This is a genomic window from Candidatus Spechtbacteria bacterium (genome assembly GCA_016188605.1).
Classification (GTDB): Bacteria; Patescibacteriota; Minisyncoccia; order Spechtbacterales; family JACPHP01; genus JACPHP01.
In genome coordinates, this window is the sequence record JACPHP010000009.1 from 58127 (window position 1) to 83914 (window position 25788).

Sequence of the window (25788 nt, forward strand, 5' to 3'; positions counted from 1 at the left end):
CCTACAATTGTAGTATTTTTTGTTTTATTATCTCAAATTCCTCTCTAAAAAATTCATCTTTTTTTAATTTTTCCGCAATTTTATTACAAGCATGCATAACTGTGGTATGATCTCTTCCCCCAAGTGTTTTGCCAATTAATGGATAGGAGGTGTGAATAACTTCGCGCATGGCATACATAATAACCTGACGCGCGTGAGCGAGCTCTTTTCTTCTGTTTTTGCTTAATATTTCCTTTTCTTTAATATTATAAAACCCAGACACTGCGGCAGTAATAACCTTGTGTGTTATGAGAGGACGAGAGTTTTTAACAATACCCCTTAATGCTTTTTTAGTATCTTCTAATGTGATTTGCCGATCTGGCTCATTTGCTTTAGATGTAAGCAGAATATTAAGAGCGCCTTCTAGCTCCCTCATATTTCTTTGTATTTGTTCCGCGATAAATTGAAGGATACTTAGGTGTAAATTAAGGTTTTTTTCTTTACATTTTGCTTGTAAAATGGCTAGTCGCATTTCATATTCTGGGTAACTGATATCAGCGATCATTCCTCCCTCGAAACGAGATCGCAATCTCTCCTCAAGTGTTGCAATTGATTGTGGCGGTCTGTCAGAGCTTAAAATAATTTGTTTATTGTTTTCGTAAAGAGTATTAAATGTGTGGAAAAACTCCTCTTGTGTTGTTACTTTACCGGCTATAAATTGAATATCATCAATGATTAGCGCGTCAATTTTCCTATAGCGCGCCTTAAATTCATCCATTTTTTTGTTGCGCATTGACACAACAAGATCGTTTAAAAAATGTTCAGAAGAAAGGTATCTAATTTTTTTTCCTTTTTGGAAAAATTCATTTCCTATGGCTTGCAAAAGATGTGTTTTACCAAGCCCCACCCCCCCGTATATAAATAAGGGGTTATAAAGTGTTCCGGGTTGTTTAATAATAGCTTGGGCTGCCGCATGAGCTATTACATTTGAAGATCCCACTATAAATGAGTCAAAAGTATATTTTGAATTAAGTCCTGTCTCTTTATTTACCACTATGCGTTCCAAGGGCAGTTCGTATAAATTTGTTTTTTGCATCTGTTGTGGGGTAATCAAACGAACCCTAGTATTTTGAGTTAAGGGATTTTTTCGCGCGTTTATTATATAGCTTATTTCTTTTATTTCAGGGGCAAGCGTTCTTATTGCCTTAAGTATATGTTTATGATATTTATTTTCTAACCATTCTTTAGCAAAGCCGCTAGGAACAGCAATAATAACCTCCCCATCATTTTTTGCAGTGATAGAAGTATTACGAAACCACGTTATGTAATTTGCGGGAGAAATTTGAAGCTCTATGTCGGCCAAAGCCGCTTGCCATAGTTCGTTCGGGTTCATTGCAAAAAAATTTAACTTGCTAATTCCAACACAGGTTATATTGGTTGGTTACTTTATTGGAAGGTGTCGGAAACCGCGGGTTTCTGACTATAAAATTTTTCATTCAATACCGACCCGCTTGCTAGTCAGAGGTTCATTCCAGGTGTGATTAATTATATCACAAGGTACTTTATAAAAGTAAAATAACGGTAAAGAGCGGAAAAATCATTAAAAACTGTTAATAAGTCTGTGGATTAACGGTGGATAACTTTTTTAATAGATTAAACTAGAAAAAATTATACTTCTATTTTTAAATTAGCATAGAAAAAATTTTTTGTATTGTCCAACAAACAGATATTAAACATTTAATATTAAATTTGACCAACAAACTAATCTCTGCTACAAAAAGAATGAGCGCTAATAATATCATTATGTCGGTTACATACCAAAAAAAGACCAAAAAAAGAAATCGCAAGCATGGTTTTATGGAAAGGAGTTCAACTCCCAGTGGAAGAAGGGTTTTAGCTAGGAGAAGGACTAAGCAAAGAAAGAATTTATCAGTATAATATGCCTACAAAGCGCCTTTTGGCGTTGCGCGGTTCGTATAATATTCAAAATCTTTTCTCTAAAGGAAGGGTTATAAAAACACCACACTTCCTTATTAGGTATAAGGAAAAAAAAGATGATAGCGTGAGGGCGGGTGTTATTGTGACTAAAAAGATAGCTAAGAAAGCCGTTCAAAGAAATAAAATTAAGAGGCAGGTTCGCGAATGTCTTCGCAGTGTCGCGGATTTTTTTATTGGAGGAGTAGATGTTATTGTAATACCAAATTCAATAGATATGGAGTTTCAAGATATGAAAAACGAGATTATATTAGCTCTCAAAACAAGCAGACTTATTATTATAAAAGAATAGATTTATGCTCAGTTTTATTAATGTTATTATATCAAGAATCTTCCTGGTGTGTATTAAATTGTATCAGTATACATTATCCCCCGACCACGGTTTAGCGTCTTATTATACAGTGGGCGTATGCCGCTCCCGTCCAACATGCTCAGAATTTGCGTATTTAGAAATTAAAAAAAGAGGCATTAAAGCAATCCCAGCAGTTTTTATAAAGATAAAGAATTGCCAGCCTTTTTAATATATATGTGGTCAACGATTACAAATACATTATATGGCTTCTTTCATCCTGTTCTAATACAGCCGCTTTTTAATCTTCTCATTGTAATTTATATTGTTTTTCCAATAAAAGATCTTGGCATCGCTATTATTTTAATGACATTATTTGTGCGCGCTGTGACATACCCCCTCTCTCAGAAGGTTGCCGTTTCACAAAAAAAACTTTCCTTACTTCAGCCCCAAATAAAGGAAATTGAAAAAAAATACGCGCACGACAATGAGGTAAAAACTAAGGCGATGATGAATTTTTATAAAGAGAACGATGCCAATCCATTTAGCGGCTGTTTTCCAACAATAATACAACTTGTTTTATTTATAGGTTTATATTATATGCTGCAGGAGAGTATGGCGCCCCAAAATACTTTTGGTGATTTATATTCATTTATTCCCGCGCCTACAACGCTAAATACCAATTTTCTTGGGATTATAGACATAACTCATTCAAACAAAGTGCTTGCCATTCTTGTTGGTGTAGCAACATATCTACAATCAAAAGTGACATTTAATCAAAAGAAACACATTGGCGCGCAAGAGACAAAGAGTAGCGAACCAGATATTCAAAAAATTATTGGAATGCAAATGGTGTATTTTCTTCCTATTTTTATAGGTTTTATTGCATGGACTCTTCCGGCGGGGCTGTCATTGTATTGGATAACAACAACGCTATTTTCTTTTATTCAACAATATAGTATAAATAAGAGATTCAATGTAGGGTTGGGTGCGTAAAGCACCACGCGGTGCGGGGCGTTTGTGCAAAGAGGGCGCGGTCCTCCACCGAGAGTTTTACACAATTAGCAATTCTGTTTTATGGAGACGGATGAATTGGTAAAAAAAGAAGCACACACGCTACTTTCCCATATGGGATATGTGTGTGTTGCTCCAACGGAAGTAAAGGAGCGTGAAAATCGCGTATCTATTTCGCTTTCAATTGAGCGTCCTCACGAACTTATTGGAGAACGCGGCGCTACTCTTAACGCGCTTCAGCATATTATTCGTTTATGTGTTGTAAAGAAATATAATATTCACATACCCATAGACATTGATATTAATAACTATAAAAAGAAAAGAGAAGAATTTCTTCAAGAATTTGCAAAACAAATCGGGGAACGAGTTAGGATGACGAAAAATGAGATGGAGCTTGAACCCATGTCCCCCTTTGATCGTCGGGTAATACACTGTACTCTTGCGGAGTATTCTGACTTAATAACGGAAAGCAAAGGAGAAAACGAGAGTCGTCATATTGTCGTGCGCTTCTTTTCTTAATTATGTGATACATTTTAAATGCGATTCAATAATCTAAACCTAACCCAGCGCATTACTTTAAATACTATTGCGGCTGTCGGTGTTCGAGTTGCGGGAGGTTTTTTTGCGCTTTTAATAGTAGGCATCACAACACGCGCCCTTGGTCTTGATGGATTTGGCGAGTATTCTACGGTAATTGCGTATCTCTCCACAGTTGGTATTTTTGTTGATCTGGGGCTTTACACCTTGATGACGCGCGAGATCTCGTCTGTAGAAGATAAAAACGAGGAGAAGAAAATTGTAAGCTATTTTTTCACTCTGCGCCTGGCGCTCGCGGTGATTTTTTTTGTTCTGGCCGTGGCAGGATCGTTTTTATTTCCATATACCACCGCGGTGAAAATTGGAATTATTATTACATCAAGCGGGTATATTTTTCTTTCGCTATCGCAGGTGTTAATGGGAGTTTTTCAAAAATATCTTCATATTGAGAAAGCAAGTATAGCGGAGCTTGTTGGGCGTGTCGTTCAGCTTATTTTTGTTTCACTTTTCTTTATACTCGGCGGCGAATTATTTGCGTATTTGTGGGCCGTGGTATTTGGAACCTTTGCGACTCTCGTGGCCAATATATTTTTTGCTAGAAAGTTTGTAGCTTTTGGGTTAGCCATATCTATTCCCTATTGGCGTAAGACACTCGTTACAACACTGCCGATCGCAATCTCTTTATTATTTATTCTGCTCTATTTTAAAATCGACGCGATTATTCTTTCTTTAATAAAATCTCCAAGAGATGTCGGAATATATAGCGTGGCATACAAAACACTGGAAACATTAATTTTTTTCCCTGCTATGTTCGTAGGAATTACAATGCCAATACTATCCCGCGCCGCGGTAAATAAGGACGAGTTTTCTCGGACGTTTCAACGTGTATTTAATGCTTTGGTTATAAGCGCGCTGCCTATTGTTGTGGGTGGCATTCTGACCGCCTCTTCAATAGTAAATATTATAGGAGGATATCAATTTTTACTTTCAACCCTGCCACTTCAAGTGCTTTTTCTTGCCGTAGGAATAATATTCTTTGGGACCCTAGCTGGAAGCAGCGTTGTTGCTCTTAACATACAAAAAAGAGCAATGTGGATTTATTTCTTAGGAATGGTTTTTAATGTAATTGCTAATTTGATACTAATCCCATCATATTCATACATGGCAGCTGCTTGGACGACTGTGATAACCGAGCTTATTGTAACCGCAATGCTTTTCTGGCTTATTTGGAGCAATATACGCGTTTTTCCAAAGTTTCGCGTATTATGGCGTAGCGCGCCGGCGGCTATTGCGACGGGTATATTTATATATATTTTTACTAACCCCATTAGCCAGCCGATGTCGGTGTGGTATTTTATACTTATTATCGGGTTTGCTAGCGCAATCTATGGATCGTTGCTTGTTCTGTTTAGAGCAATAACAAAAGATGATTTGAGATTGCTTAATATATACAGAAGCCCCAAATCCCAATGACCAATGTTGTTGCCACGCAATTTTACGTTAGGCATTTGTGTTTGGTCGCCGGGATTTATAGGTTATGCTATCCATGCAAACATTTACCATTCTAATAATATTGTTTTTTTCTGCGGTCGCTTTATATAAGAGGCAGTGGGGTTTATATCTGTTTGTATTTCTATTGCCGCTATATATTTTTCGCATTGATGTGCAGGTATTTAACACCGGAAGGATGGTAGCGTTATCTATAAGCGAAATATTATTCTACATACTTACAATCATAGTATTGATAAGAGATTGGCGCGAAGCGGGTAGAAAAATGAGAGAATTAATTATTAGAGAGAAGCTTTTATTGTTAGGTATTTTATATCTTTTATCTGGTGTTTTTGTTGGTGTGTGGCAGAGCAACAATGCCCTACAGACGGTGGGTATCTTGCGTGGCTGGATTATAGCACCAACGGCACTGTTCTTTATATCCATAATAATCAGAGCCAATAAGGAATATATTGCAAGGGCGCTTGCGGTCAGCGCGTCGTTTGTTGCCGCGGCAAGTTTTTTTGCGCCCCACGCCTTTAATGCAGACGTAAGGCTGCAGGGTTTCCTTGGGTCTCCTAATTACTTGGCTATGTATCTCGCCCCCCTATTGCCTTTTATACTATACGAAATTTTTAAATGTATTAGAGATAAAAAACCTTTTATAACATCTGCTTTTTGGGTGGCAGGTTGCGCGGTGACCACAACAGCAATATTTTTTTCATTTTCACAAGGGGCATGGCTTGGGATTGTTGCGGCGCTTGTTGTTGCGGCGTTGTGGTATGCTAAAAAAAGATTTTCAACAAATGCCATTATTATCGCAATGTTTTTTATAATTTTATTTAGTGAGTTTATTGGGCAGTCGTTTTTACAAGACTCCATTGCTTCTTCGTTGAAATCTCGCGCTGGGCTGTGGGAGGCCGCGTGGAACATCGGCGTCTCCCATCCCCTATTTGGTATTGGCGCCGGCATGTTCCCCGAAGCCTATAAGATTCAAAAACACATTGTGCTTTACCCCACCAGCATGGAAACAGCGTTGCACCCACATAATATTTTTCTATCTTTTTGGCTTTACGGCGGATTACTAGGAATGCTTGGTTTTGGGATTATTCTTATTTGGCTCGCTAAAAAATTATATATAAGGCTTTTAGAAAAAGAAAAAAACAGCGCTATGTTATATGGCGCTGTTGCCGCGGCGTTTATCATTATATTAGTTCACGGGCTAGTAGATACCACCTATTGGAAAAACGATCTGGCGTTTATGTGGTGGATTCTACTGGCTATGGTGTAGCTCTACGGAACTTGAATTTGATTAATATCAAGTATGGGCATGCGAATATCAAGCGTGGCAGGGTCAAATCCCTTTGAGCGAATCCAATCAAGCGCAAGACCTTCTTGCCCCTGCAGCTCGTCAAAAATCTCTTGGCGAGTTTTTAGTCGGTCTGCCGAATCAGAAGGAATATTTACTGATATAAGATAATGCGCTTTTAAGTTTGCTTCATCTGACACCCCATAATCAACATGGAATCCGTCTGATTCATGTGGTAGTAATCGTAGTAACGGATTAGCCTCCTCAAGGCGTTTTTGAAAATCTATTAATTGCGAATAACCAAGTTTATTGTACTCATAGGACTGCTTGGTATTAGAGAATCCTCTAACTACGATTGGCGTTTGGTCTGAGGTTCTGAATTGTAGATTTCCTCGCACAGCACGGTTTAAAGGATTAAATCCTCGAGTATTTAACGAAATAGAGAAATCTGTATTTAGTGAAAGATTTGGAACTGGAGTTATGGTAATATTGGGTCCACTTGTAGATATTCTTGCAAACTTAAGCATGTCTGGGTAATTACTTTGTATTTGCCCGATAATATTATTCGGCAAAGAGCTACTAAATGTCATAATGATTTCAATATCGGGTGAGGTGGATACGTTTTTTGTCTCTGGAAAAGAAGAAACAAGCGTGATTGGCCACAGCAACTGTGTCAGTACGAGAGAGAGAACATATAAGAGTATCAATACCGGTAGTACTAATAAAAATCTTTTCATAAGCGCACTATTTAATTGCCAAACCCTATATAGCGATATGCATGCGTCATTCTTGATTGCCAACGATCAGGTCCGGTAGGAAGATAATTCTCTAAAGAAGCTTGCCATTCCCTTCTAACAACGCCATCAGCCCCCACTGGGTCGTCGAGCCAAATTGCAACATGTCCATCTGGCCCCCAACCATTGTTTGTAGGAAATAAAATATCACCCGGCCTTAATTGGCTAGAATCAGTTATGTTAACAAATTGAAAGTTCGGATTATTCTTAAGATAATCCTCTTGTGTTGGCGTGCCAATATCGGGAAAACTAGGATCAATTGTTGCCTTTACAACGCTAGCTACGTAAATACCACAATCAGCACCATAGAAATTTGTTGCAGTCTTAAGGTAGAGTGGTTCTGCGTGAATATAAAGCTGGTGTTCGGGAGCGCTGGGATTAAGTGTTTGTTGGAAGGGTTTTATGGCAAATCCACGAGCAACGCGCGCGAAGTCGGTATACGTGGTTCCTCCAACCACTCCCCCGCCAATTCCAGCACTTCCTCCAACCCCACCATAATACTGAAGCTTTATACTTGATACATCATTATCCCAATGATCAATAATACAACCATCCGTAAGGCAAATTAGATTGAAGTTAATAAATAATATTCCTGCCTTGTTTCTACTATCTCCGGTTACTTTAGATAAACAGTCCTGCGTTACGTTGCTGTCTAGAAACTTTTGTTTGCACGTATAAGTTGTGCCATGAACTGTTACTTCTATCCATCCTTTGGCCGGCTGGCCAGTATTGTTATTTGGATACTGGAAAAAAGTTGCCTTAGTATTTCCGGTAACAACTGCCATCTGAACCTTGCCATCATAATTACCCACAATGTTTCCAGCAGAATCAATAATTGGTAGGTTGTATAAATTTTCATTTCCCGGGATACTAATTGCAGTTGGGCAATTTTTTGTTATGTCAAAGGGTGGCGTGCCGTCTAATCTAGACAGGTCGTGTAATGCGTAAATGCATACGCCGTTTTGTAATCCTTGCGTCCCGCCTCCTACCGCGCCGGAAAGGGTTGGGAAGTCGGGATTGCTGCAAGCCGGCATGCCCGGAGCGCCGCATATTTTAAACGAACTTTCGCTCGGTGTAAGCAACTGCGGATTGATATTGGCAAGTAAAATATATGATCCGAGCAAGATTACCATGCCAACAAGAACATCGCGAATGCGCTGCTGTGCTTTAAGCCGTTTCCACGGCGAGCCGGTTGAGGTGGCGAGCGTAAACATGGCGACCAGCAGCGCGCCCAACGCCATAAGCCCAGCAAGCCATAGCGCGCCGGCAAAAGCAAACTGCAAAATCTGCGGAATAGTTATACCGCCGGCGATTTGGTCTAGCGTGTTAAGTGTTTGGGGCAGATCTCCAAATCCGGGAATATGTGGGTATTGTAGTTCAAGAGCATTCGCCGAAGGCGAATACAAGAATCCCACAACCAAAAAAAGAGCGAAGAAAAATAGTTTTTGTAAAATTTTTTTAATCATTTATCGTGTTACCGGAGGATTCAAAGGGATTTTCGCTCCATTTGTTCCAAGAGGAACAAAACGATCATAGGTTGCTCCAAAATTTTTTATAAAATTTGGATTATTCGCGCATATAAAATTTTGATTGGGACCGCAGAACCAACGTACCCACTCGGCAAAATCATTAGGGTGTTCGTTGTGAGTAAAGTTGATAAAACAATCAAGCGATTGTTGAAAGGGTACTGTAGATAATACACCGCCCGGAAAACATCCAAACCCGCTGGCCGCATCAACTCCCGGGCTTGATGCGCCAGACTCCTCGGCCCATATAGAAAAAGCAAAAGCCGGATTTATGGAATTAGCTATAGCGGCATCAATAACCCTTTGTCCTAGCTCTTCAACGCGATTGTCAGTGAATCCCATTGTGTCTAAAATATTTTTAGCCCTAGCAAGGTCTACTGCAACAGAAGAGTCTGTATGCGATATAGTATACGTGAGGGGCTGTGGAGGATTGATAACCGCTCCTCCTCCCAATAAACTTACCTTTATACTAGATATATCATCTTCCCAGCGGTCGCCAAAGGAACCACAGCTTGATTCTATACATATATTTTTAAAATTCACGTAAAGCAAACCGCCCTTATTCCTGGGGTCAGAGCCAAGATCGTTTTTACAATCATGTATATCTTGACCTGTATTAGGTTTGCGTCGGCAAGAGTAGTTGGCGCCATCTTTGATGATTTCTATCCATCCTTTGTCGTCTTGTCCTGCATTGTAGTCTCTGTATTGGTAAAAGGTGGCTTTTGTAGTAGTGCCTGTAATGATAGCGAAGTATACTTTACCATCCCAATTTAATGGTCCGCTCGATCCTGGTACAATGCGGGGATTATTAGTTAAATCTGCATCACCGGGCGGGATAATTTGAGCTGGGCAATCTTTTGTGATGTCAAAAGGTGTCCCTAGGTTTATAGGCGTTGTATCTAGCATACACACGCCTGACGTTAGGGATAAAGTTGGGTCTATTTCGCTTCCTCCGCCCAATATGTCTGGGAAATCAGGATTCTTGCATTGAATTGTTCCTCCTCTGCCATCGGGCGCGCCACAAATACGGAAATACTGGCCACCCAAGGTTAATAATTGGGGGTTAAGAAGGCCAAGGACGATGTATACGCCAAGCAGAATTACCACACCAATCATCACATCCCATATTCTATTTTTTGCATTCATTTGTTTCCATGGCGCGCCTTGGGACGTGGCATACATAAATCCTGCTATAATAAGCGCCCCAAACGCCATTAGCCCCGCGATCCACAGTGAAAAAGCCAGCACGAATTGGACAAGCTGACCAATTCCAAGCGCGCCGCTATTGTAAAGCGTATTTAAATCCCCAAATCCCGGAATGGTGGGATATTGGAGCTCAAGAGCACGCGTGGGGGGAGCAATAACACTGAAAAGAATACTAGCTAAAAATATATATATTTTTTTATTTAGTTTAATCATATTTAATTTATGTTTTGTGCAAATGACTGGTAAGCTTGATATAGCGTATCCCAGTCACGATGGAATATGTGGTCCATTCCTCGGTCGCGATCACCGTCACCGTTATCAGTAGGTGTTGCCATAAATCCCCACTGACAGTAAAATCCTGTTCCTGCGGTAAAGGCTTTTTGCATGTCATCGCTGATATTTTGAGAACGGTCGTCATTTGGTCCCGCGTTAAAACCCGCCTCATCAAGTATATAGGGTTTATTTTGCTGTTGGGCAATCCATAAATCTTGATCATTAAATCCATTATAGGAGTGAGCGCCAACGAAGTCGAAAGAATTATAAAGATCAAGCGCTTGATCTTGAGATAAGCCCGCCTGCTCTGTTTTTTCTAAACCTGTTCCTATCAAATGATATGGATCTTGTTTTCGTATTTCATCAGCCATATTTTTCATAAAGGCAACTAAATCTTCATTGTTTCCTCCCTGAAGAGTGTTGTTGCGCAACTCATTACCTACTTGCCATGCAAATATGCCAGGATGCCTGCCGCCTCCTATTTGTTCTGTGATAAGGCGTACCCATGGCAGGTAGTTTTGTCTAAAACCTTGTTTAAACCACTGTGGATTGAGCACCGCAGGTATGTTGGGCGAGCCATCAGATTGATAATACGCATCGTCTCCTGGTGGGGAAAAACCAGTTTGGAACCAATCGGTTAGTGCAACAATAACTCGCATATCGTATTGATAATAGGCCTTATCGAGAAAAATTCGTACACGATCCACTGATTGTTGCGGAGTGAGAGAATTGTTCGCCCCAAACAGTCTTATGACTTTCACACCCATTGCTTTTGCAGCGGCAAGCTGGGTATCTTCTGTGCCACCCGCTTGTTGTACATATCCTACACCAGCGCCATAGTGCGCCAGTCCCCTATTGCTTATGCAGATACCTCGAAAAGGGGTTGTTCCCAGGACAAAATTTTTGCCATTACTACTAACCACTCCAGCGATAGGCGCCGACGAATTTCCTGGTGGTCTTCCATTCCCACCTCCACTCGACCCACCTCCTCCGGTGGTTCCTCCTCCCCCGGCCGCGCCTCCGCCAACTCCAAGCGCGCTTGCCCCGTCGCAAAAATAGAAATCTTCATTGCGGCAGGTTTGGGTATCTGTGCGCGTAGCTGTGTCGGGGCAGCAAAAGTCGCTGCTGCTACAGTAAACATTTTCGTGTATCGCTGATTTTTTCTTTGTTTCGTTACAAGTGGTAAGCCAAAGGTTGTGAGGAGTAGCGGGGTCATAGTTTGCAATTGCAAGCACTCCCAGAGGATCAATTTGTTCGGCAAGATACGCCAAGCTTGCTGTGGAGTTTGCGTCTGTGCCAAGCGCCTGAAGCCGGGCGCGAAAGGCGTTAAGCTGGGCAAGCTTCGCCCATGTATCTGGTGAGCAGGATTTGTCGTAATTATTGTACGCGCCACCCTGCCTATTTTCGCAATTTCCAGCCGCCGTGCCAATACCCGCAGAACAGGTTGTGGACGAGGGGCATACAAACTGGGTGTTTGAACACGAGCACGCGTTGATGGCATTAGATATGGAATTGATATTATCAATAAGCGCCTGTTCTTTTTGTAATAATTCCGGAATTTTTAGTGTCAGTCTTCTAAAAGTCGTATGGTCTGTGTTGCCGCAAAAATAATCAGTACTCTCAGCGCAGTCAGTGCAGTTTTTTGCCAAATCAGAGAAAGGTACTGCCAGCGAATAATTTAATAGCTCGCCCGAAATAGTCACGCACGATTGAATTTGCGCACGTATTGGTTTAATCTCGTTATTCCAAAAAGTGCGAAGGTCGTTAAGAATATTAATTGTTTCTCCAAGCAATGTATTGGCTGTACCGCGAGCTGCGCATGGCTCCGGGCTTCCTCCAGATGACTGTGTGCAGGGATCTGCGACGCATGTAGACGGCGGCTGGCACTCCCAACCGCAAGAAGTGCAATCTTTCCCGCAAGACCTGCATATGTAAGCGCCCGGAGTATAGGGGGTGGGTGTTATCCCTTGGCACGCGCTTGCGGAACAGCCCGCGAGTCCATCTTTTACTTTGGTTACCAGACCGTTGTAGATTAGCCCATCCGGCAGAGAATTATACATATCTTGTATTAACACATCCGTGTTATCAAGCGCTTTCCCCAACGCGTATTTTGAAAATTGGCTGCCGGGAGCAATGGTATTGGGAATATTAGGCGAAATTGTTGATACGGAAATATCAGGGAACGCCGGTGCTTCGCGAAAACCCAGGGTGGTCAGCTGAGGATTTATGAAATTTAAAAAAATTACCGCGCCAAGCAGCATCAGTATGCCTACGATAATGCTAATGATATGGTTACGAGCCGCAAGGCGTTTCAAGGGCGTTTGTCCGCTTGTGGCAAGCTGGAAACCGATCATAATTATTCCCGCAACAGCCACTAAACTGCCTACGCCAAGCGATGCGTTAAAAATAATTTTAGTAATTTCGCCGATTGTAAGAGTATCTTTAATTGGTAAAAAGGAAGGATATGAAAGCTCCAGCGCTTGAGCTGGATGAACGACAAAAAGGCCGAAGATGAGCGCTGTGGCCAGGTAAGGCAATGCATCTATAATTTTTTTAAGCATCGGCAGATTGCATTAAAAACATAATTACGTTTATTGTCCACAAAGGCAGCGTTGTTCCTACTAGTGGAACATATTCCGCTAGCATCAATGGCGCGCGGCGTTTGAGAAACTTACTTAATCTTCCAGTTGTGTTTACTCCTCCCCCGCCTCGCGTGTACATCCACCCTCCTAAGACTATTGTAAATAAAATATCTGGTATCCACGCGATGATTTCACCTATTCCAAAGAATATATTTAACGCGAGCAAAATAAATCCAATAAAATCAGCAAACATCGCGGTGGTCAACATTAAAATTCCCTCGGGATTGAAGGGCGTTGGCCTGGAATGGCTGGATTGTTGGACTTCTTCGGGCATAGGACGGTACTTATCTCAAATCTCAAAACTCAAATCGCAAAACTGAATCTCAAATCGTAAAACTACCGACCGAGTAAGATTTTAGTTTTGCGATGTAGTTTTGAGATTTACCATTTGAGATTTGAGATAATATATACTATTATCTCTGCACTTGCTATTGTGCAACTTCTTCTGCGGGTTCATTTTCCAACTCCTCCCTCGCTTTTTCTATCTGCAATAATTGCACCGGGTCAGATGTAATTATTTGGTCTTCAGTGTAAGAGGCAATAACCTTAATTGCCACATGTTTTGTGCCTGCAAAGAAGAGTCCCTCCCCCACCGCGCCCTCAAGCAGTAAGTATTTTTCTTCATCCGTGAGGTGAAAGGTATTTTGCACAACATCGATAGAGGCGGGCGACTGCTTTAGCAAAAGCTGTAGTGATGAGTTAGTCACAATGGGTTTACCGTAATTAGACACCATAAAATCGCTAACATCTTGGCTGATAGTAGTAAGCCCCATGTAGTATTTGCGGCAGCGCTTGGCGATGGCATAAAGAAACGCCGCGCTATTTTCGTGTTGCATCATCCACCACGCCTCGTCAATAATTAACACGCGTTTTTTGAGAGTTCGGCGAATTGTGTCCCAAATGTAGTGCAGAATGAGAAACATGGCGACGGGGCGAAGTTCGTCTTCCATGTCGCGGATATTAAATACCACAAGCTGGCTATCAAGATTTATATTCGTCGGCTGGTTCAAGAATCCAGCGTAAATTCCTTCCACATACGGTTGTAGGCGCAGAGCAAGCGATTCCGCTCCCTCAATATTTTGTAACACCGTATAAAGATCACCCATGCGCGGCGGTACTATTCCTTCAAAATTTTCTCTTTCTGGAGTTATGTCACGCGAGGCGTATGTTTGGGTTATTGCTTGATCGAGCAAGGATTCTTCTTCTGGTGTCATGGTTCCTAGCATAACTTTCACCAGGCCCATTAGGGTTACGACGGTACTGCGCAGCACATCAGACGCATTTTCATCGGTACCAACCGGTGGCAGGTCAAAAGGATTAATATGATGTTCGGACGTTAGCGAGAGTTTGAAAAACGACCCGCCGACAGTTTCTGCAAGATATTGGTATTCGTTTTCAGGGTCAATTACCAGTACGTCGTCGCCAAACATTAAGGAGCGCAATATTTCTAGCTTAATAGCATAGCTTTTTCCAGCACCAGATTTTCCAAAAACTACAGCGTTGGCGTTCTCCAAAGAGAATCTATCAAAAAGAATTAAACTGGAGTTGTGGCGATTAATGCCATACAATATACCCTTGTCTGCCGTTAAATCAAAAGAAACAAAGGGAAATATTGATGAAAGCGGGCTGGTATTTAAGCTGCTATATATAAGAAGCTCATCAAACAGAACCGGCAGAGAGGAATTGAATCCAGCTGTTTGCTGATAAAGAGCGGGTTTCATGTACACCATGCGGCTTTCAAGCACCGCGCGAACCTCAGACTCTATCTGCTCAAGTCCTTTTTCTGAAGTGGCATAAATAGTAATGTATAAGCCAAACTTAAACATTTTTTCTTCCGCTTGTTGAAGCTTATCGCGCAGTTCTTCAATATTTTGGTAGGCGGCATCAAGGATAGGGTCGCGTATCAGGCCTTTTTCCGAACGCTCCATCAGGTCTGCTTCAACCGAAGTAATCTGCCGCTCAAGGGTTTTTAATATCTGTTCTGTGGACAATGGGTGGATAAACATTGAAACATCCACTGCATTACCCATGTTTATTATCGGCGAGAACCAGTTAGTGGTTAAAAAACGAGGATAGCTGAATACAAAAAGCGTTCTCGCGTAGCTGTCGCCGAGTTTTATGAAAGAGGCGTTAATTTCAAGCGCGGCAGGCGCTATAATATCGCGCAGAGTTTGCAGTTGCTGTTTGTTAGCCTCTGGGCTCTGCGCAAGCGCGTTTTCAAATTGTTGATTGGTATCTTTTGGCATGAGTTATATTCAAATTAACCTCATCTAACAGTTTAGGTGTTTTTTGGTTAGTAAAATAGTATCTCAGATCTCAAATCGTAAATCTCAAAACTGAAATTTAAATCTCAAAACTACACGTGAAGATTTTAGATTTGAGTTGTAGATTTGAGATTTAAGATTTGAGTTTTGAGATAACTTTATTCTGGTGCGGTATAACTTTCTTCAAGAGGTTTCATCATAGCGCGTTTTTTAAGGCCTTGTGGGTTATATAGATTCCAGAAAAGGACAATCAGCTCTTCTGTTTCAAGTTGTTTGGTAAGTAAGCCCATGCGATGAAGACCAGCCGCGACAAAATCTAGGCGTTGTTCAAGCTGTGTGCGGTAATGAGCAAATTGTTGTTCCTTTAATTCTTCGCCCCCGCCGCCAATACCGAACATTCCCAGCAATCCCTTCCCTCCCCCGCTGGTTATAGCACCTTGCTCAAAAGGGTTTAGAGGAGCTACGACAAAAAAATCAGTGGAGACAATATTTGTGGTTTCAACAAATTCTTTTATAAACTTGCGATACTCTTGTGTCTGTATGCGTAAAAGGTCGTTATTTTGACGGGATTCAAGATCGGCAAGCGTGGCGATATATTCATCAATATTTAAGAATCGCGAATTGATGAATATCTGTATGTCAAAATCAAGTGAATTCAGAAAGCTTTGAAACGCGAAGATAATCGCGTCTTGCTCTTCCTGCGATTTTAACGCGAAGTTGATGCTGGACACGCGAAGCACGCCGCGCATTCCCCCGCCCTTGAGGATGAGGACGCCATCGCGGATTGCGTCAATACGGACAAAGTTTTGAGTGGAGAAAGCCATAACAATTTAAATTACAAAGTCCAAATTACAAATGTCAAAGTAATGTCAAAGTTTAAAGTTTTGACATTTGGCATTTAGTCATTTGAAATTGATTTGTAATTTGACATTTGGATTTTGAAATTTATTTTTTGTCTATCCTCTGTGCCAACTGTTGTATCTGTTCTCGAGTAACCGAAGCACCCGGCCGAGCAAACTGACCCACCTCTTTTTTGATCTTAGTCGGTGTTTCCGCTTGTTTTTGCGGCGCTCTAGTCCATACGTATACGCGCGGCGAGACAGTAAAGGTAAGGAAATTCATGAAAAAATCAGCAAAGGGTTTCTCGTTTACGCGTACAAAAGCAAGCACAAGAGTCACGATTGAAATAATTATCGCGACAGGGAAGAAAAGAAAAGACTCTAGTATAAAATATAGGCCGACAATAACCGCGCCCGCCCCGACAACCGTTAGTGTTTGGGGCAAGGTGAGCGATGCGAGAATTTTCTCCTCAAGATCAATGAATTTTGGGACTTGGAATTGCTGCATACTTAAGATTGAGTACCCACGTCTTCTTCGGCGGCGCGGGGTATGTTATGAGTCTTCCTAAGATAGTCGCCAATTTTTACAAAAAGTTTATCGCGAACCTCGTATGCTAATTGTCTAGCAGTAGTTTCAGGAAGTCCAAGCTCTACCTGAAGAGTTTCGCGATATTTCTGGACAGGAATTAAACCCATAATTACATAATCGGTTATTTGCGAGAAGGTATAAACTTTATCTGGTATGTTGTATTCTCGCACTAGATAAAAAAATAGATCTGTTAGATTCTCATCCCAAAGTAAATCCTTAACTTCATCTGGAAGGTCTCTATATTGCAGCCAAAATTGTTCTTGAGAATAATTGGTAAGCATCGCATTATGGCATTACGTTCCTCTCTTATTGTATATTTGTTGAAGTATCTTAATATAAGCCGCTCGTCGTGCTGGCGAAGGTTCATCTTGTATAGCATCGTTTACAGCCTTTCGATATCGTTCAAGATTTTCCGGCGTTTCGTTAAGATTGTACGTGGCTTCAGTCTGTTCTACTTGCGCGCGTAAACGATTTTGTTGTTCTTCTAACTCGGCCTTGTACTGTTCTTTTTGTGCTTGCTCCGCTTCTTTTTTAGCCGCTTCTGCTTTGGTGACAAAATTAGCGTTTTTACCACTCTCTGATGTAGGCGGAGTTGGCGCAGGCGTTGGCTTAGAAACAAAATCTCCCTCTGGTGTTCTTGTAATATTATGTTGCTCCATTATTCTATCAAGGTCTTCCTGGCTCATAGATTCACCAGTAGTAGCCGTTGGTAGTGGAGGAGGTGTTTGTACTGAAGGGGGAGTTTGAACTGGAGTAGCGGCCGTAGGTTTTGGAGAGCTTGGTGGTGTAGGCGGCGGAGTTGGCGCGGGTGTTGGACCAGATGGTGGTTGTTGCCATGGAGGAACAATAGTTCCAGGTTGGCTTGCGCCTCCTGCTCCAGGAGTTGCGCCGGGCGTTCCTTCACCCGCAGTCGTGCCACCACTCCCCGGAGTTGGTATATACATATTAGGTATTCTCGGGTCGATTTGTTGCGCCTGGAAAGTTGCTGTAAATTGAGCAAACTTTTTATTTTCATTATTAAACTTCAGAAGCGCCGCAGGGTCGTTATATATTTTAATAAGCTGATCAACCACCGCATCCATAACATCCGGGTTATAGTTATCATGAATGTTTCTTAAATGCGTTGCTTGAATACCCCATACCCAATCTGCCACATTATTCTTTATTTCATCAGGAGAGATTTTATCTGGATCAAACCTGCCAGGAGTAGGGATTTTGTTTACTTTTTTCGGCGCCATTCCTCTAGCAAGACCAGCACCCATAGCCGCGCCAGCTGGACCTAGGCCAGCTAATTGTTTTTGTGCAAATGGCACAGATCCCTTAACCGCTTCCCCTGCTTTTTTCTTGCCAGCCGTGTATCCCGCCTTGGCTTGAGATTTAACATATTTGCCAGCCGTCGTAGCGCCAGGAACTTGACCTAATACACTACCAACTTTTCCTGCTACCGTGCTAGCCTTTGTTTTAGCGCCAGCATAAGCCCCCCCAATTTTTTGACCTACAGGAGTGCCGGCAATTCTGGTTTTTGCCGCGCGATAGCCCGTGCGGCCAACACCAACAGTAGCTCGGCCAGTTTTCTTTCCCATCCAAGTACCTGCCGCAGTTCCCCATTTTGTGCCATTGCTGACGATAAGCTTTGATCCTACCGCGCTAAATGAGAAGCTGATCATGAACCCGACGAACAGTGTGCCGATTGCAAACAGTAGCATGATGGCATTGCACATATTGGCATTCTGCAAAATGGTGAGGCCAGTTCCAGTCGTCGCATCATACGCTGTAATTGTATTGTATGATCCAGTAATGCCAGAGGGATTAGTAAAGGAAAAGTTAGTACACAGCGCGTTTCCTGATGCAATGAATCTCGCCGCCAGCCAGTAGAATAGTCCCAGTGGAATGGGTAATATTGCCCACTGGAAAAAATTACCCCACCATTGGCTAAAGTATTTTCTTGTTTCAGGAAGAATATATGCTACAAACGCAAGCGGTGAGATGATAACCAGAATCCACACAGCAAGAATTCGTATGAGTATGAGCAGAGACATTGCTACAAACGCGGCTATTGAAAGAATATGGAAAATCACATCAACCAAAGCTTGGGCGAATACTCCAAACGCGACGCCGACGTCACCGGTAAATATTGTTTTAAGAGCCGTTAGCCATATTGAGCCAAGTGTGCTGAACGCGGGCAAGAAAAGCTTCCATCCCCCGCCAGCTCCACCAGCATCAAAAAATATTTTTGTAAGAATGTTTGTGACATCTATAATAAAGCCAGTTATTACGGGTGTGAAGTTAATGAGTAGCGCAATTCCAATAAAGGGTATTAAAAGTTTTCGCCATCGTTCCGTTCCCAATTCCAGTATTGTGCTAACCGCAATTGCAATTAGCACAAACACAAGTCCTATATTTGCCAGATCGCGCATCACGCCCCACGCGATTGTAATAACAGTGTTCGCAGCCGCCGGGTTTGCGGGGGTGTAGGGGACGGCAAGAGAAAAATTAATTATTGCGTCCATCACAGCGCCCATAATAATTGCAAAAACGGTAAGTATCGTACTGATGATGACAAGAATGGTTGTTACGATTGCAACAAGTAACGCAGTGAGGCGAGATGCAAAGAACCCAACTATAGCATCGTAGAATGCATCTCCAATAACATTGGCAGAAGCTATGTGGGTTGGCATCAACAGACCAATAGAAACTAAACAAAACAAGGATAACAAAATTACCGCAGTGCTTTGTGTGGAATGCTTGGTGAAAAATTTCACTATAGATTTCATCACTATCTATTGTAGCACAAGAGTGCCTGTGCTGATTACAGTGGATATCTATTGACGAGAGTTTTCCACTCGTTAAGCGATAATGTTTCGGGACGGCGAGTTTGTTCAATATCGTTTTGAGCAAGCCATATCGTTATTTTTTCTTTTGGCAGGCCGAGCCCTTGCGATAAGGTTTTTTGTAGCTGTTGGCGCGGGTGTGCAAACCCAGCTTTGGCGATTTTGAAGAACAACGGAATATCTTTTTCTGCTATGACTGGGCTAGGATAGACATCCACAACTAATAATGCGGAATCAACTGTAGGTTGCGGCCAAAAAGCGCCCTTGGAAACTATGCGTACAATAGTAGGGTTGCCATATAATTGCACGGAAAGAGCCAAAAGATTCATCCCGTTAGAGGTAGAGCGGCGCTGTGAGCCCTCGCGACCTCTAACGGGATTCATGTCTGGGGTCTTTGCGCAAATCTTCTGCGCTACTTCTTTTTGGATAATAACAGCGATTCGACTTGGGCGAATCGGCTCTTCATCAAGGAATTTACGGAATAGACGGGCTGTTAAATAATAAGGAGGCGTTCCGACGAGTTTGTAGTCCTGTATTCTGTATTCCGTATTCTGTATTCTCAGTGCGTCGCCCTCGATAATTTCTATATTCTTATAGTTTGCCGTTTGCTCGCGCAGAATAGGAATTAATGCGCGATCTTTTTCAATTGTCACGACGCGGCCAACGTATTTTGCTATTTCTGTCGTAACCGTGCCTAGTCCGCCGCCTATCTCAAGCACTGTATCGTTTTTATCTAGCTGTGCCGCGGCGATTAGAGCGTTAAGAATATCTTGATTAACCAAAAAATTCTGCCCAAGCCGCTTGTTTGGCATTAAAATATCATGTTGCAGGTAGATTTCTTTGATTTCAGAGGGCGTTAGCATAAGCAATCAACGAATAACGAATCCTGTGCGAATATACGAATACTCCACTGTAGTCAATTCGTTTATTCGTAACGGATTCGTTATTCGTTGATGATTAAGATTGTTATCCCCACTCAATCACCTCCTCTTCCCCACTATCGATATGGTCAATTGGGCGAAAGTCGATGAGGTGTTCCGGTATATCAAACAAGAAAGACGACGGCGGGTTAGCGTGCACCGAGCCAAACACCATGCGGGTACGGGCAAAGGTGAAGTACAGGCGCTGTTTGGCGCGTGTAATGCCTACATAGCAGAGACGGCGTTCTTCTTCAAGCTCTGATTGTGAAGTAGCGCTGCGGCTGTGCGGGAAAACTCCCTCCTCGCAGCCGGCGATAAACACTACGGAAAATTCAAGGCCCTTGGCGGCGTGAAGCGTCATAAGAGAAACGCGATCCTTGTTATAGCGACCATCCGCCTCCTGCACCAGAGCCACTTTTTCTAGAAACTGGGTTAATGCCTCTCGGGGCGGCGTGTCTTTGTAGAATTCAGCCGCGCTGATGAGTTCGCCTATGTTCTCCCAGCGCTCTTCCCCCTCTTTAGTACCATCACGTAGATACTTTTCATAACCCATTTCCTTTGCCACCTTTGTAATTAAAAGATGTGGTGGTGTTGTTTGCATCTCACCGCGCAGAGTTTCTATCTGTTCCAAGAAGCGCGTTGCTTGCGTTGGTTCTTTGTCTGAACCAATTTTTTCCCGCGCTACCTTGCCAATGCCGCGAGGAGGTGTGTTTATAATACGGTTCAACGCGGCAATGTCTTTAGGATTAGCCAGTAACCGCAAATACGAGATTATATCTTTAACCTCTTTGCGCTTGTAGAACTGCACGCCGCCTATTAGCACATAAGGAAAATCGTATCGCAAAAATGCCTCTTCCAGGGCGCGCGATTGGGCGTTTGTTCGATATAGTATTGCGCATTCAGATAGCGGTACACGCAGTTCGCGCACGGCACGTTCAATCTCTGCGATTATATACCCCCCCTCTTCTTGTTCATTGTCCAACTCTTTTAGAATAATTTTTTTTCCTTCGCCATTGTTTGTCCAAAGAGTTTTTTTTGTTTTGTATTGGTTGCGATCAATTACTGCGGTTGCGGCATCAAGAATAATTTGGGTTGAGCGGTAGTTTTGGTCGAGAATAACCACTTTGGCATCGGACCAGTCTTTTTCAAAGCGCAAAATGTTGCGGAAGTCGGCTCCACGCCAAGAATAAATGCTTTGGCTGTCATCCCCAACGCAGCAGACATTATGGTGTTTTTGTGCTAGCTGGCGGATAAGTTTGTACTGCGCGCCGTTAGTGTCTTGGTATTCATCTACTAATATATATTGGAATTGATTTTGGTAGCGTTCCAGCACGTCGGGGTTTCTCTCAAATAAAAGCACGGTCTGAAACAAGAGGTCGCCAAAATCCATGGCATTGTGATCTTTGAGTGTTTGTTGATATATAGGATAAACCTTAGCCACAAGGTTTTTAGGATAATCGGTGGCTATATTTTCAAATTCAATAGGCCCCAGCAATTCGTCTTTGGCGCGGCTGATGGTATCCATAACTTTTTGAGGCGGATGTTCTTTGACCGACAGCTTTACTCGATCCATTGCATTTTTAATAATGCGCAGCTGGTCATCATCATCATATACAGTAAAATGCGGCGTATAACCGAGTAGACTGCCGGTATCGCGCAGAATTTTAGCGCAGATACTGTGGAATGTGCCCATCGCAGGCGCGCCCCAAAGGGGCGCGCCTGCGATGCAAAGTTCATTTTGGCGCAAAAGCGCATTCACCCGTTCTTTCATTTCCCCCGCCGCTTTGTTGGTGAATGTCACCGCTAGAATGTGATGCGGGGCAATGCCTTGTTGGATAAGATGGGCAATGCGGTGCGTGATGGTTTTGGTTTTACCAGATCCAGGACCTGCAATAATAAGAAGCGGCCCGTTTATAATAGAAGCCGCTTGTTTTTGTTTGTCATTTAGGGAATCCAGGAAATTTTCCATAATTTTAATCATATCGTACTGGTGGTGTTTTTCCAAATTTAATAGTTTGCGATTACCTTAAAAAAGTATCTTAGGGCGCGTGCGTTCGCGCACGCGCCCCTTCGTGTTTTATCCACCCGTCCAAGGCTTGACCTACCAGCTACCAAAATGCTAGGATACTAAAGTTAAGGCAAATGCCTTTTTTGTTTGCAATTTTGTTCTTCAGTCGGTCGTTCGAGTGAAAGACTTAAAGCCACAAACTCCTTTAGGCGTACATATGGGCGCAAGAGGATTTTCAAGGCCTATTCGCAAAACCATACAACATTCTGTGTCCGCGGACGCCCCTAGGGGAGCAGCAGTAAGCGCGCTACAAAGCGTGCAAGCTGTTACCACCAAGGGGATCGCATCGCGGGTAGAGAACTACATAACCATTCCACATAAAGAGTTGCCACGTTTTTTCCCAAACACTCTTAAAGGAATGATTCTTACCACAGCGCATCGTTTTTTGCGCTTTGTTGCGTATAATGCGGCGTGGTCAGGAATTGGCGCCATTGTGCTTGTTGTGGGTGTTGGTAACGTCATACAGCCGCAGTTTCCAGTAGATTTTGGATTTATTCGTGATGTTGGTCAAGAAAATTTTGTTCAAGAGGTAGAAGCCATGCCCAAGATGACCGTGGTAACACCCATACTTACGCCAAGTTTGTTTTTTGTGAGCGGATATAATTCCGTGCCCGGCGCAGATATAGAGGCTTCTATATACAGGGGCGTAGGCGGACCAGCGGATAATGAAATATTTATTTCAATAGAAGATGCCACGGTGGTTGCCTCCTCTTCTCCGCTTACCATTGCAGCATCGGCAAATCAACGTAAGAAAATTGAAAAATACATTGTGCAAGATGGCGATACGCCCTCTAGTATTGCGGCAGCTTTCGGTATTACCACAAATACGCTTCTATGGGCAAATAGTTTAAGGGATGGCGATTATATTCGCCAAGGGCAGGAACTTAGTATATTGCCTGTGTCGGGCGTAAGCTACCAAGTGAAGAGTGGTGATACTCTTTTATCTATATCAAAGCAATTTAATGGTAACGCAAGCGCAGTTATTGCGTATAATAAACTTGCCTCAAGTGGCGACTTGAGCGCTGGTGAAACTATTATTATTCCCGATGGAGAGATGCCTAAACGTCAATATGCTTTGGCGTCTTCGCGAGTATATACTTATGGAGGGCAAGATTTGGGCGGTTACTTTTTAAAGCCAGCCGCGGGCTATATTAGTCAAGGGCTTCATCCTAATAATGCCGTTGATATCGCAAATGCTTGCTGGACTCCTGTTTATGCTGCTGCAGAGGGTACGGTTGTTATTGCTGATTCTTACGGATGGAATGGTGGATATGGGCAATATGTTCGCATTCGTCATCCCAACGGAGTTGAAACAGTTTATTCTCATGCTATTAAGTTAGTAGTATCAGCCGGTCAAAAAGTTACGCGCGGGCAACTTATTGAATATATGGGTGAAACGGGTCGCGCCACGGGATGCCATGTGCACTGGGAAGTTTATGGAGCAAAAAACCCCTTAAGATAAGAGGTTTTTGCTCCATAAACTTGGCCGCAAAAGCGGCCGGGGTAGTTGTGGTGACCTCAGTTTTTTGCCCGAGACGACTTCATATGCTTATGAAGTCGGTGAGAAATATTTGGCGTCGCCACAACGGTACCTTGGTGTTAATATTTTATGGAGCAAAAAACCCCTTAAGATAGAACAGAATACAGAATACAGAATACAGAATACAGAATACAGAATACAGAATACCAACTGTTTAGTAGGTTTCTGCTTCTTTCCTAATATACCCCAATGCCTCTGTAAGATGCGGCACGAGTATTGCTTCTGACGCGGCAAGGTCTGCGATCGTTCGCGCAACTTTGAGTAAATTGTGATATCCGCGGGCGGAAAGGCCAAAAGAGTTTACCGCGCGTTCAACAATGTGCTCAGAATCACCACTAAGAACGCAGTATTTTTTAATCAAAGGCAGAGTCATTTCGCTGTTTGTTTTTGTTGCGAGTCCTGTAAAGCGCTTGTTTTGTATGTTGCGTGCTTGATTTACTCGAGTCTGTACAATAATAGTGGATTCACCAAGTATAGTTGAGGATAGGACCTCATATGTTTGCGAAGGAACCCAGACGTGAATATCTATGCGGTCGGCAATCGGCCCAGAAAGTTTTCGTTGATACATCATAATTTGCGACGGACTGCACACGCAAGGGTGTTTGTCATCATTGCGATAGCCGCAGGGGCAAGGGTTTGCCGCCGCAACAAGCGTAAAGGAAGCGGGATAGTGTATAGTGCCCTTGCTTCGCGCCACTGTTATTTTGCGCGATTCAAGCGGTTGACGGAGACTTTCTAACACATCGCGATGAAATTCAGGGAATTCATCAAGAAACAAGACGCCGCGATGGGCCATGGTGATTTCGCCAGGTAAAAGATTGGACCCGCCGCCAAGCAAAGCCACCTCAGAAGAAGAATGATGTGGCGAGCGGAACGGGCGATCGTAAACAAGCGGGGAATCGGGATTTAATTCTCCTTTTATGCTTGTAATTTGAGTAACTTCAAGCTGCTCCTCTCGTGACATTGCGGGCAAAATACCTGCCATGGCGCGTGCAAGAAGAGTTTTGCCGGAACCAGGGGGACCTTGCATTAATACGTTATGGCTACCAGCTGCCGCGATTTCTATAGCGCGTTTTGCTTGATGCTGGCCTTGAATCTGACCGATGTCGGGCAATGATTGCTGATACGATTGTTTGGGCGCGATGTTTTGTGGCGGCGTGAAATGCTCGTTATGCTCCAGCAGGCGTATACATTCATTGAGATTTGAGGGAGCTTCAACAACCATGTTCCCGACAAGCGATGCCTCGGCGGCGTTTTCGCGCGGAACAATAAGCCGCGCGATTTTCTTTTGTCTAGCGCAGAGGGCCATAGACAACGCGCCGCGTACAGGGCGTAATGTGCCGTCTAGACCAAGCTCGCCCATTATTAATGTGTTTGCATCAATAGGTTTTATTTGTTTAGACGACACAAGAAATCCTAAAGCCATTGGTAAATCAAAATGTGTCCCCTGTTTCTTTATATCAGCAGGCGCAAGGTTGATAATAGTGCGTTTATTAAAACTGCGAGGCGGTTTAAACTTACTGTTTTTTAAGGCGGAAGACATTCGTTCTTTTGCTTCTTCTACCGCTTTATCGGCGAGGCCAACGATATGAAAAGCATGGAGGCCGACGTGAACGTCGACCTCCGTATGAATAAGACGGGAATGAAGCCCATCAATGGTTGCGGATAGAATAGTTGCGGGCATG

Annotated in this window: 22 protein-coding genes; 8 read left to right on the plus strand and 14 right to left on the minus strand. The window is 42.8% G+C overall.

The window, feature by feature from the left end; all coding sequences use genetic code 11:
- Position 1 precedes the first annotated feature (1 nt).
- The gene (gene dnaA / locus HYV65_01705) at positions 2-1372 is read right to left on the minus strand and encodes a chromosomal replication initiator protein DnaA (protein ID MBI2462932.1); all 1371 of its coding nucleotides are present in this window, start codon (positions 1370-1372) and stop codon (positions 2-4) included.
- 410 nt (positions 1373-1782) lie between these two features.
- Between dnaA and rpmH the strand changes: the two genes are divergently transcribed.
- The 7 genes from rpmH to HYV65_01740 all read left to right on the plus strand — a co-directional run bounded on the left by rpmH (position 1783) and on the right by HYV65_01740 (position 6593).
- On the plus strand, positions 1783-1917 hold the full coding sequence (rpmH, locus tag HYV65_01710; protein ID MBI2462933.1) for a 50S ribosomal protein L34: 135 nt from the start codon (positions 1783-1785) through the stop codon (positions 1915-1917).
- 1 nt (position 1918) lies between these two features.
- Positions 1919-2266, plus strand: a complete 348-nt coding sequence (gene rnpA / locus HYV65_01715; protein MBI2462934.1) for a ribonuclease P protein component — start codon at positions 1919-1921, stop codon at positions 2264-2266.
- A gap of 4 nt (positions 2267-2270) precedes the next feature.
- On the plus strand, positions 2271-2495 hold the full coding sequence (gene yidD, locus HYV65_01720) for a membrane protein insertion efficiency factor YidD (GenBank protein MBI2462935.1): 225 nt from the start codon (positions 2271-2273) through the stop codon (positions 2493-2495).
- Positions 2496-2500: 5 nt separating this feature from the next.
- On the plus strand, positions 2501-3259 hold the full coding sequence (locus HYV65_01725) for a YidC/Oxa1 family membrane protein insertase (protein ID MBI2462936.1): 759 nt from the start codon (positions 2501-2503) through the stop codon (positions 3257-3259).
- Between the two features lie 81 nt (positions 3260-3340).
- Positions 3341-3796 (plus strand): KH domain-containing protein, encoded by a 456-nt coding sequence (locus HYV65_01730; protein MBI2462937.1) that lies wholly within the window; start codon positions 3341-3343, stop codon positions 3794-3796.
- An 18-nt stretch (positions 3797-3814) separates the two neighbouring features.
- Complete coding sequence (locus HYV65_01735; protein ID MBI2462938.1) at positions 3815-5287, plus strand: flippase; 1473 nt, start codon at positions 3815-3817, stop codon at positions 5285-5287.
- 73 nt (positions 5288-5360) lie between these two features.
- Positions 5361-6593 (plus strand): O-antigen ligase family protein, encoded by a 1233-nt coding sequence (locus tag HYV65_01740; GenBank protein ID MBI2462939.1) that lies wholly within the window; start codon positions 5361-5363, stop codon positions 6591-6593.
- A gap of 2 nt (positions 6594-6595) precedes the next feature.
- Here HYV65_01740 and HYV65_01745 read toward each other — a convergent pair whose 3' ends face one another.
- The 12 genes from HYV65_01745 to HYV65_01800 form a co-directional block, all read right to left on the minus strand.
- Positions 6596-7348: a hypothetical protein gene (locus tag HYV65_01745; protein MBI2462940.1), complete on the minus strand. Its 753-nt coding sequence runs from the start codon at positions 7346-7348 to the stop codon at positions 6596-6598.
- 11 nt (positions 7349-7359) lie between these two features.
- Entirely contained in the window at positions 7360-8871 is a 1512-nt protein-coding gene (locus HYV65_01750) for a hypothetical protein (GenBank protein MBI2462941.1), read from the minus strand.
- Positions 8872-10350: a hypothetical protein gene (locus HYV65_01755; protein MBI2462942.1), complete on the minus strand. Its 1479-nt coding sequence runs from the start codon at positions 10348-10350 to the stop codon at positions 8872-8874. It lies immediately after the preceding gene.
- A 2-nt stretch (positions 10351-10352) separates the two neighbouring features.
- Complete coding sequence (locus HYV65_01760; protein MBI2462943.1) at positions 10353-12971, minus strand: hypothetical protein; 2619 nt, start codon at positions 12969-12971, stop codon at positions 10353-10355.
- Positions 12964-13326, minus strand: a complete 363-nt coding sequence (locus tag HYV65_01765; protein MBI2462944.1) for a hypothetical protein — start codon at positions 13324-13326, stop codon at positions 12964-12966. The genes HYV65_01760 and HYV65_01765 overlap by 8 nt, the downstream gene beginning before the upstream one ends.
- 154 nt (positions 13327-13480) lie before the next feature.
- Positions 13481-15298, minus strand: coding sequence for an ATP-binding protein (locus tag HYV65_01770; GenBank protein MBI2462945.1), 1818 nt, complete (start codon positions 15296-15298; stop codon positions 13481-13483).
- A gap of 176 nt (positions 15299-15474) precedes the next feature.
- Positions 15475-16140: a hypothetical protein gene (locus HYV65_01775; protein ID MBI2462946.1), complete on the minus strand. Its 666-nt coding sequence runs from the start codon at positions 16138-16140 to the stop codon at positions 15475-15477.
- 121 nt (positions 16141-16261) lie between these two features.
- Positions 16262-16663, minus strand: a complete 402-nt coding sequence (locus tag HYV65_01780) for a PrgI family protein (GenBank protein ID MBI2462947.1) — start codon at positions 16661-16663, stop codon at positions 16262-16264.
- Between the two features lie 2 nt (positions 16664-16665).
- Positions 16666-17025, minus strand: a complete 360-nt coding sequence (locus tag HYV65_01785; GenBank protein MBI2462948.1) for a hypothetical protein — start codon at positions 17023-17025, stop codon at positions 16666-16668.
- Between the two features lie 12 nt (positions 17026-17037).
- Positions 17038-19518 carry a hypothetical protein gene (locus HYV65_01790; protein ID MBI2462949.1) on the minus strand — a complete coding sequence of 827 codons (2481 nt, stop codon included), beginning with the start codon at positions 19516-19518 and terminating at the stop codon, positions 17038-17040.
- A gap of 35 nt (positions 19519-19553) precedes the next feature.
- A complete protein-coding gene (locus HYV65_01795; protein MBI2462950.1) occupies positions 19554-20438 on the minus strand; it encodes a 16S rRNA (adenine(1518)-N(6)/adenine(1519)-N(6))-dimethyltransferase in 885 nt (294 codons plus the stop codon).
- Between the two features lie 103 nt (positions 20439-20541).
- Positions 20542-22464 carry a UvrD-helicase domain-containing protein gene (locus HYV65_01800; GenBank protein ID MBI2462951.1) on the minus strand — a complete coding sequence of 641 codons (1923 nt, stop codon included), beginning with the start codon at positions 22462-22464 and terminating at the stop codon, positions 20542-20544.
- Positions 22465-22720: 256 nt separating this feature from the next.
- Here HYV65_01800 and HYV65_01805 point away from each other — a divergent pair, with 256 nt between their 5' ends.
- The gene (locus HYV65_01805) at positions 22721-24025 is read left to right on the plus strand and encodes a peptidoglycan DD-metalloendopeptidase family protein (GenBank protein MBI2462952.1); all 1305 of its coding nucleotides are present in this window, start codon (positions 22721-22723) and stop codon (positions 24023-24025) included.
- Positions 24026-24257: 232 nt separating this feature from the next.
- Here the strand turns inward: HYV65_01805 and HYV65_01810 are convergent, their stop codons facing one another.
- On the minus strand, positions 24258-25787 hold the full coding sequence (locus HYV65_01810; GenBank protein MBI2462953.1) for a YifB family Mg chelatase-like AAA ATPase: 1530 nt from the start codon (positions 25785-25787) through the stop codon (positions 24258-24260).
- Position 25788: the final 1 nt, after the last annotated feature.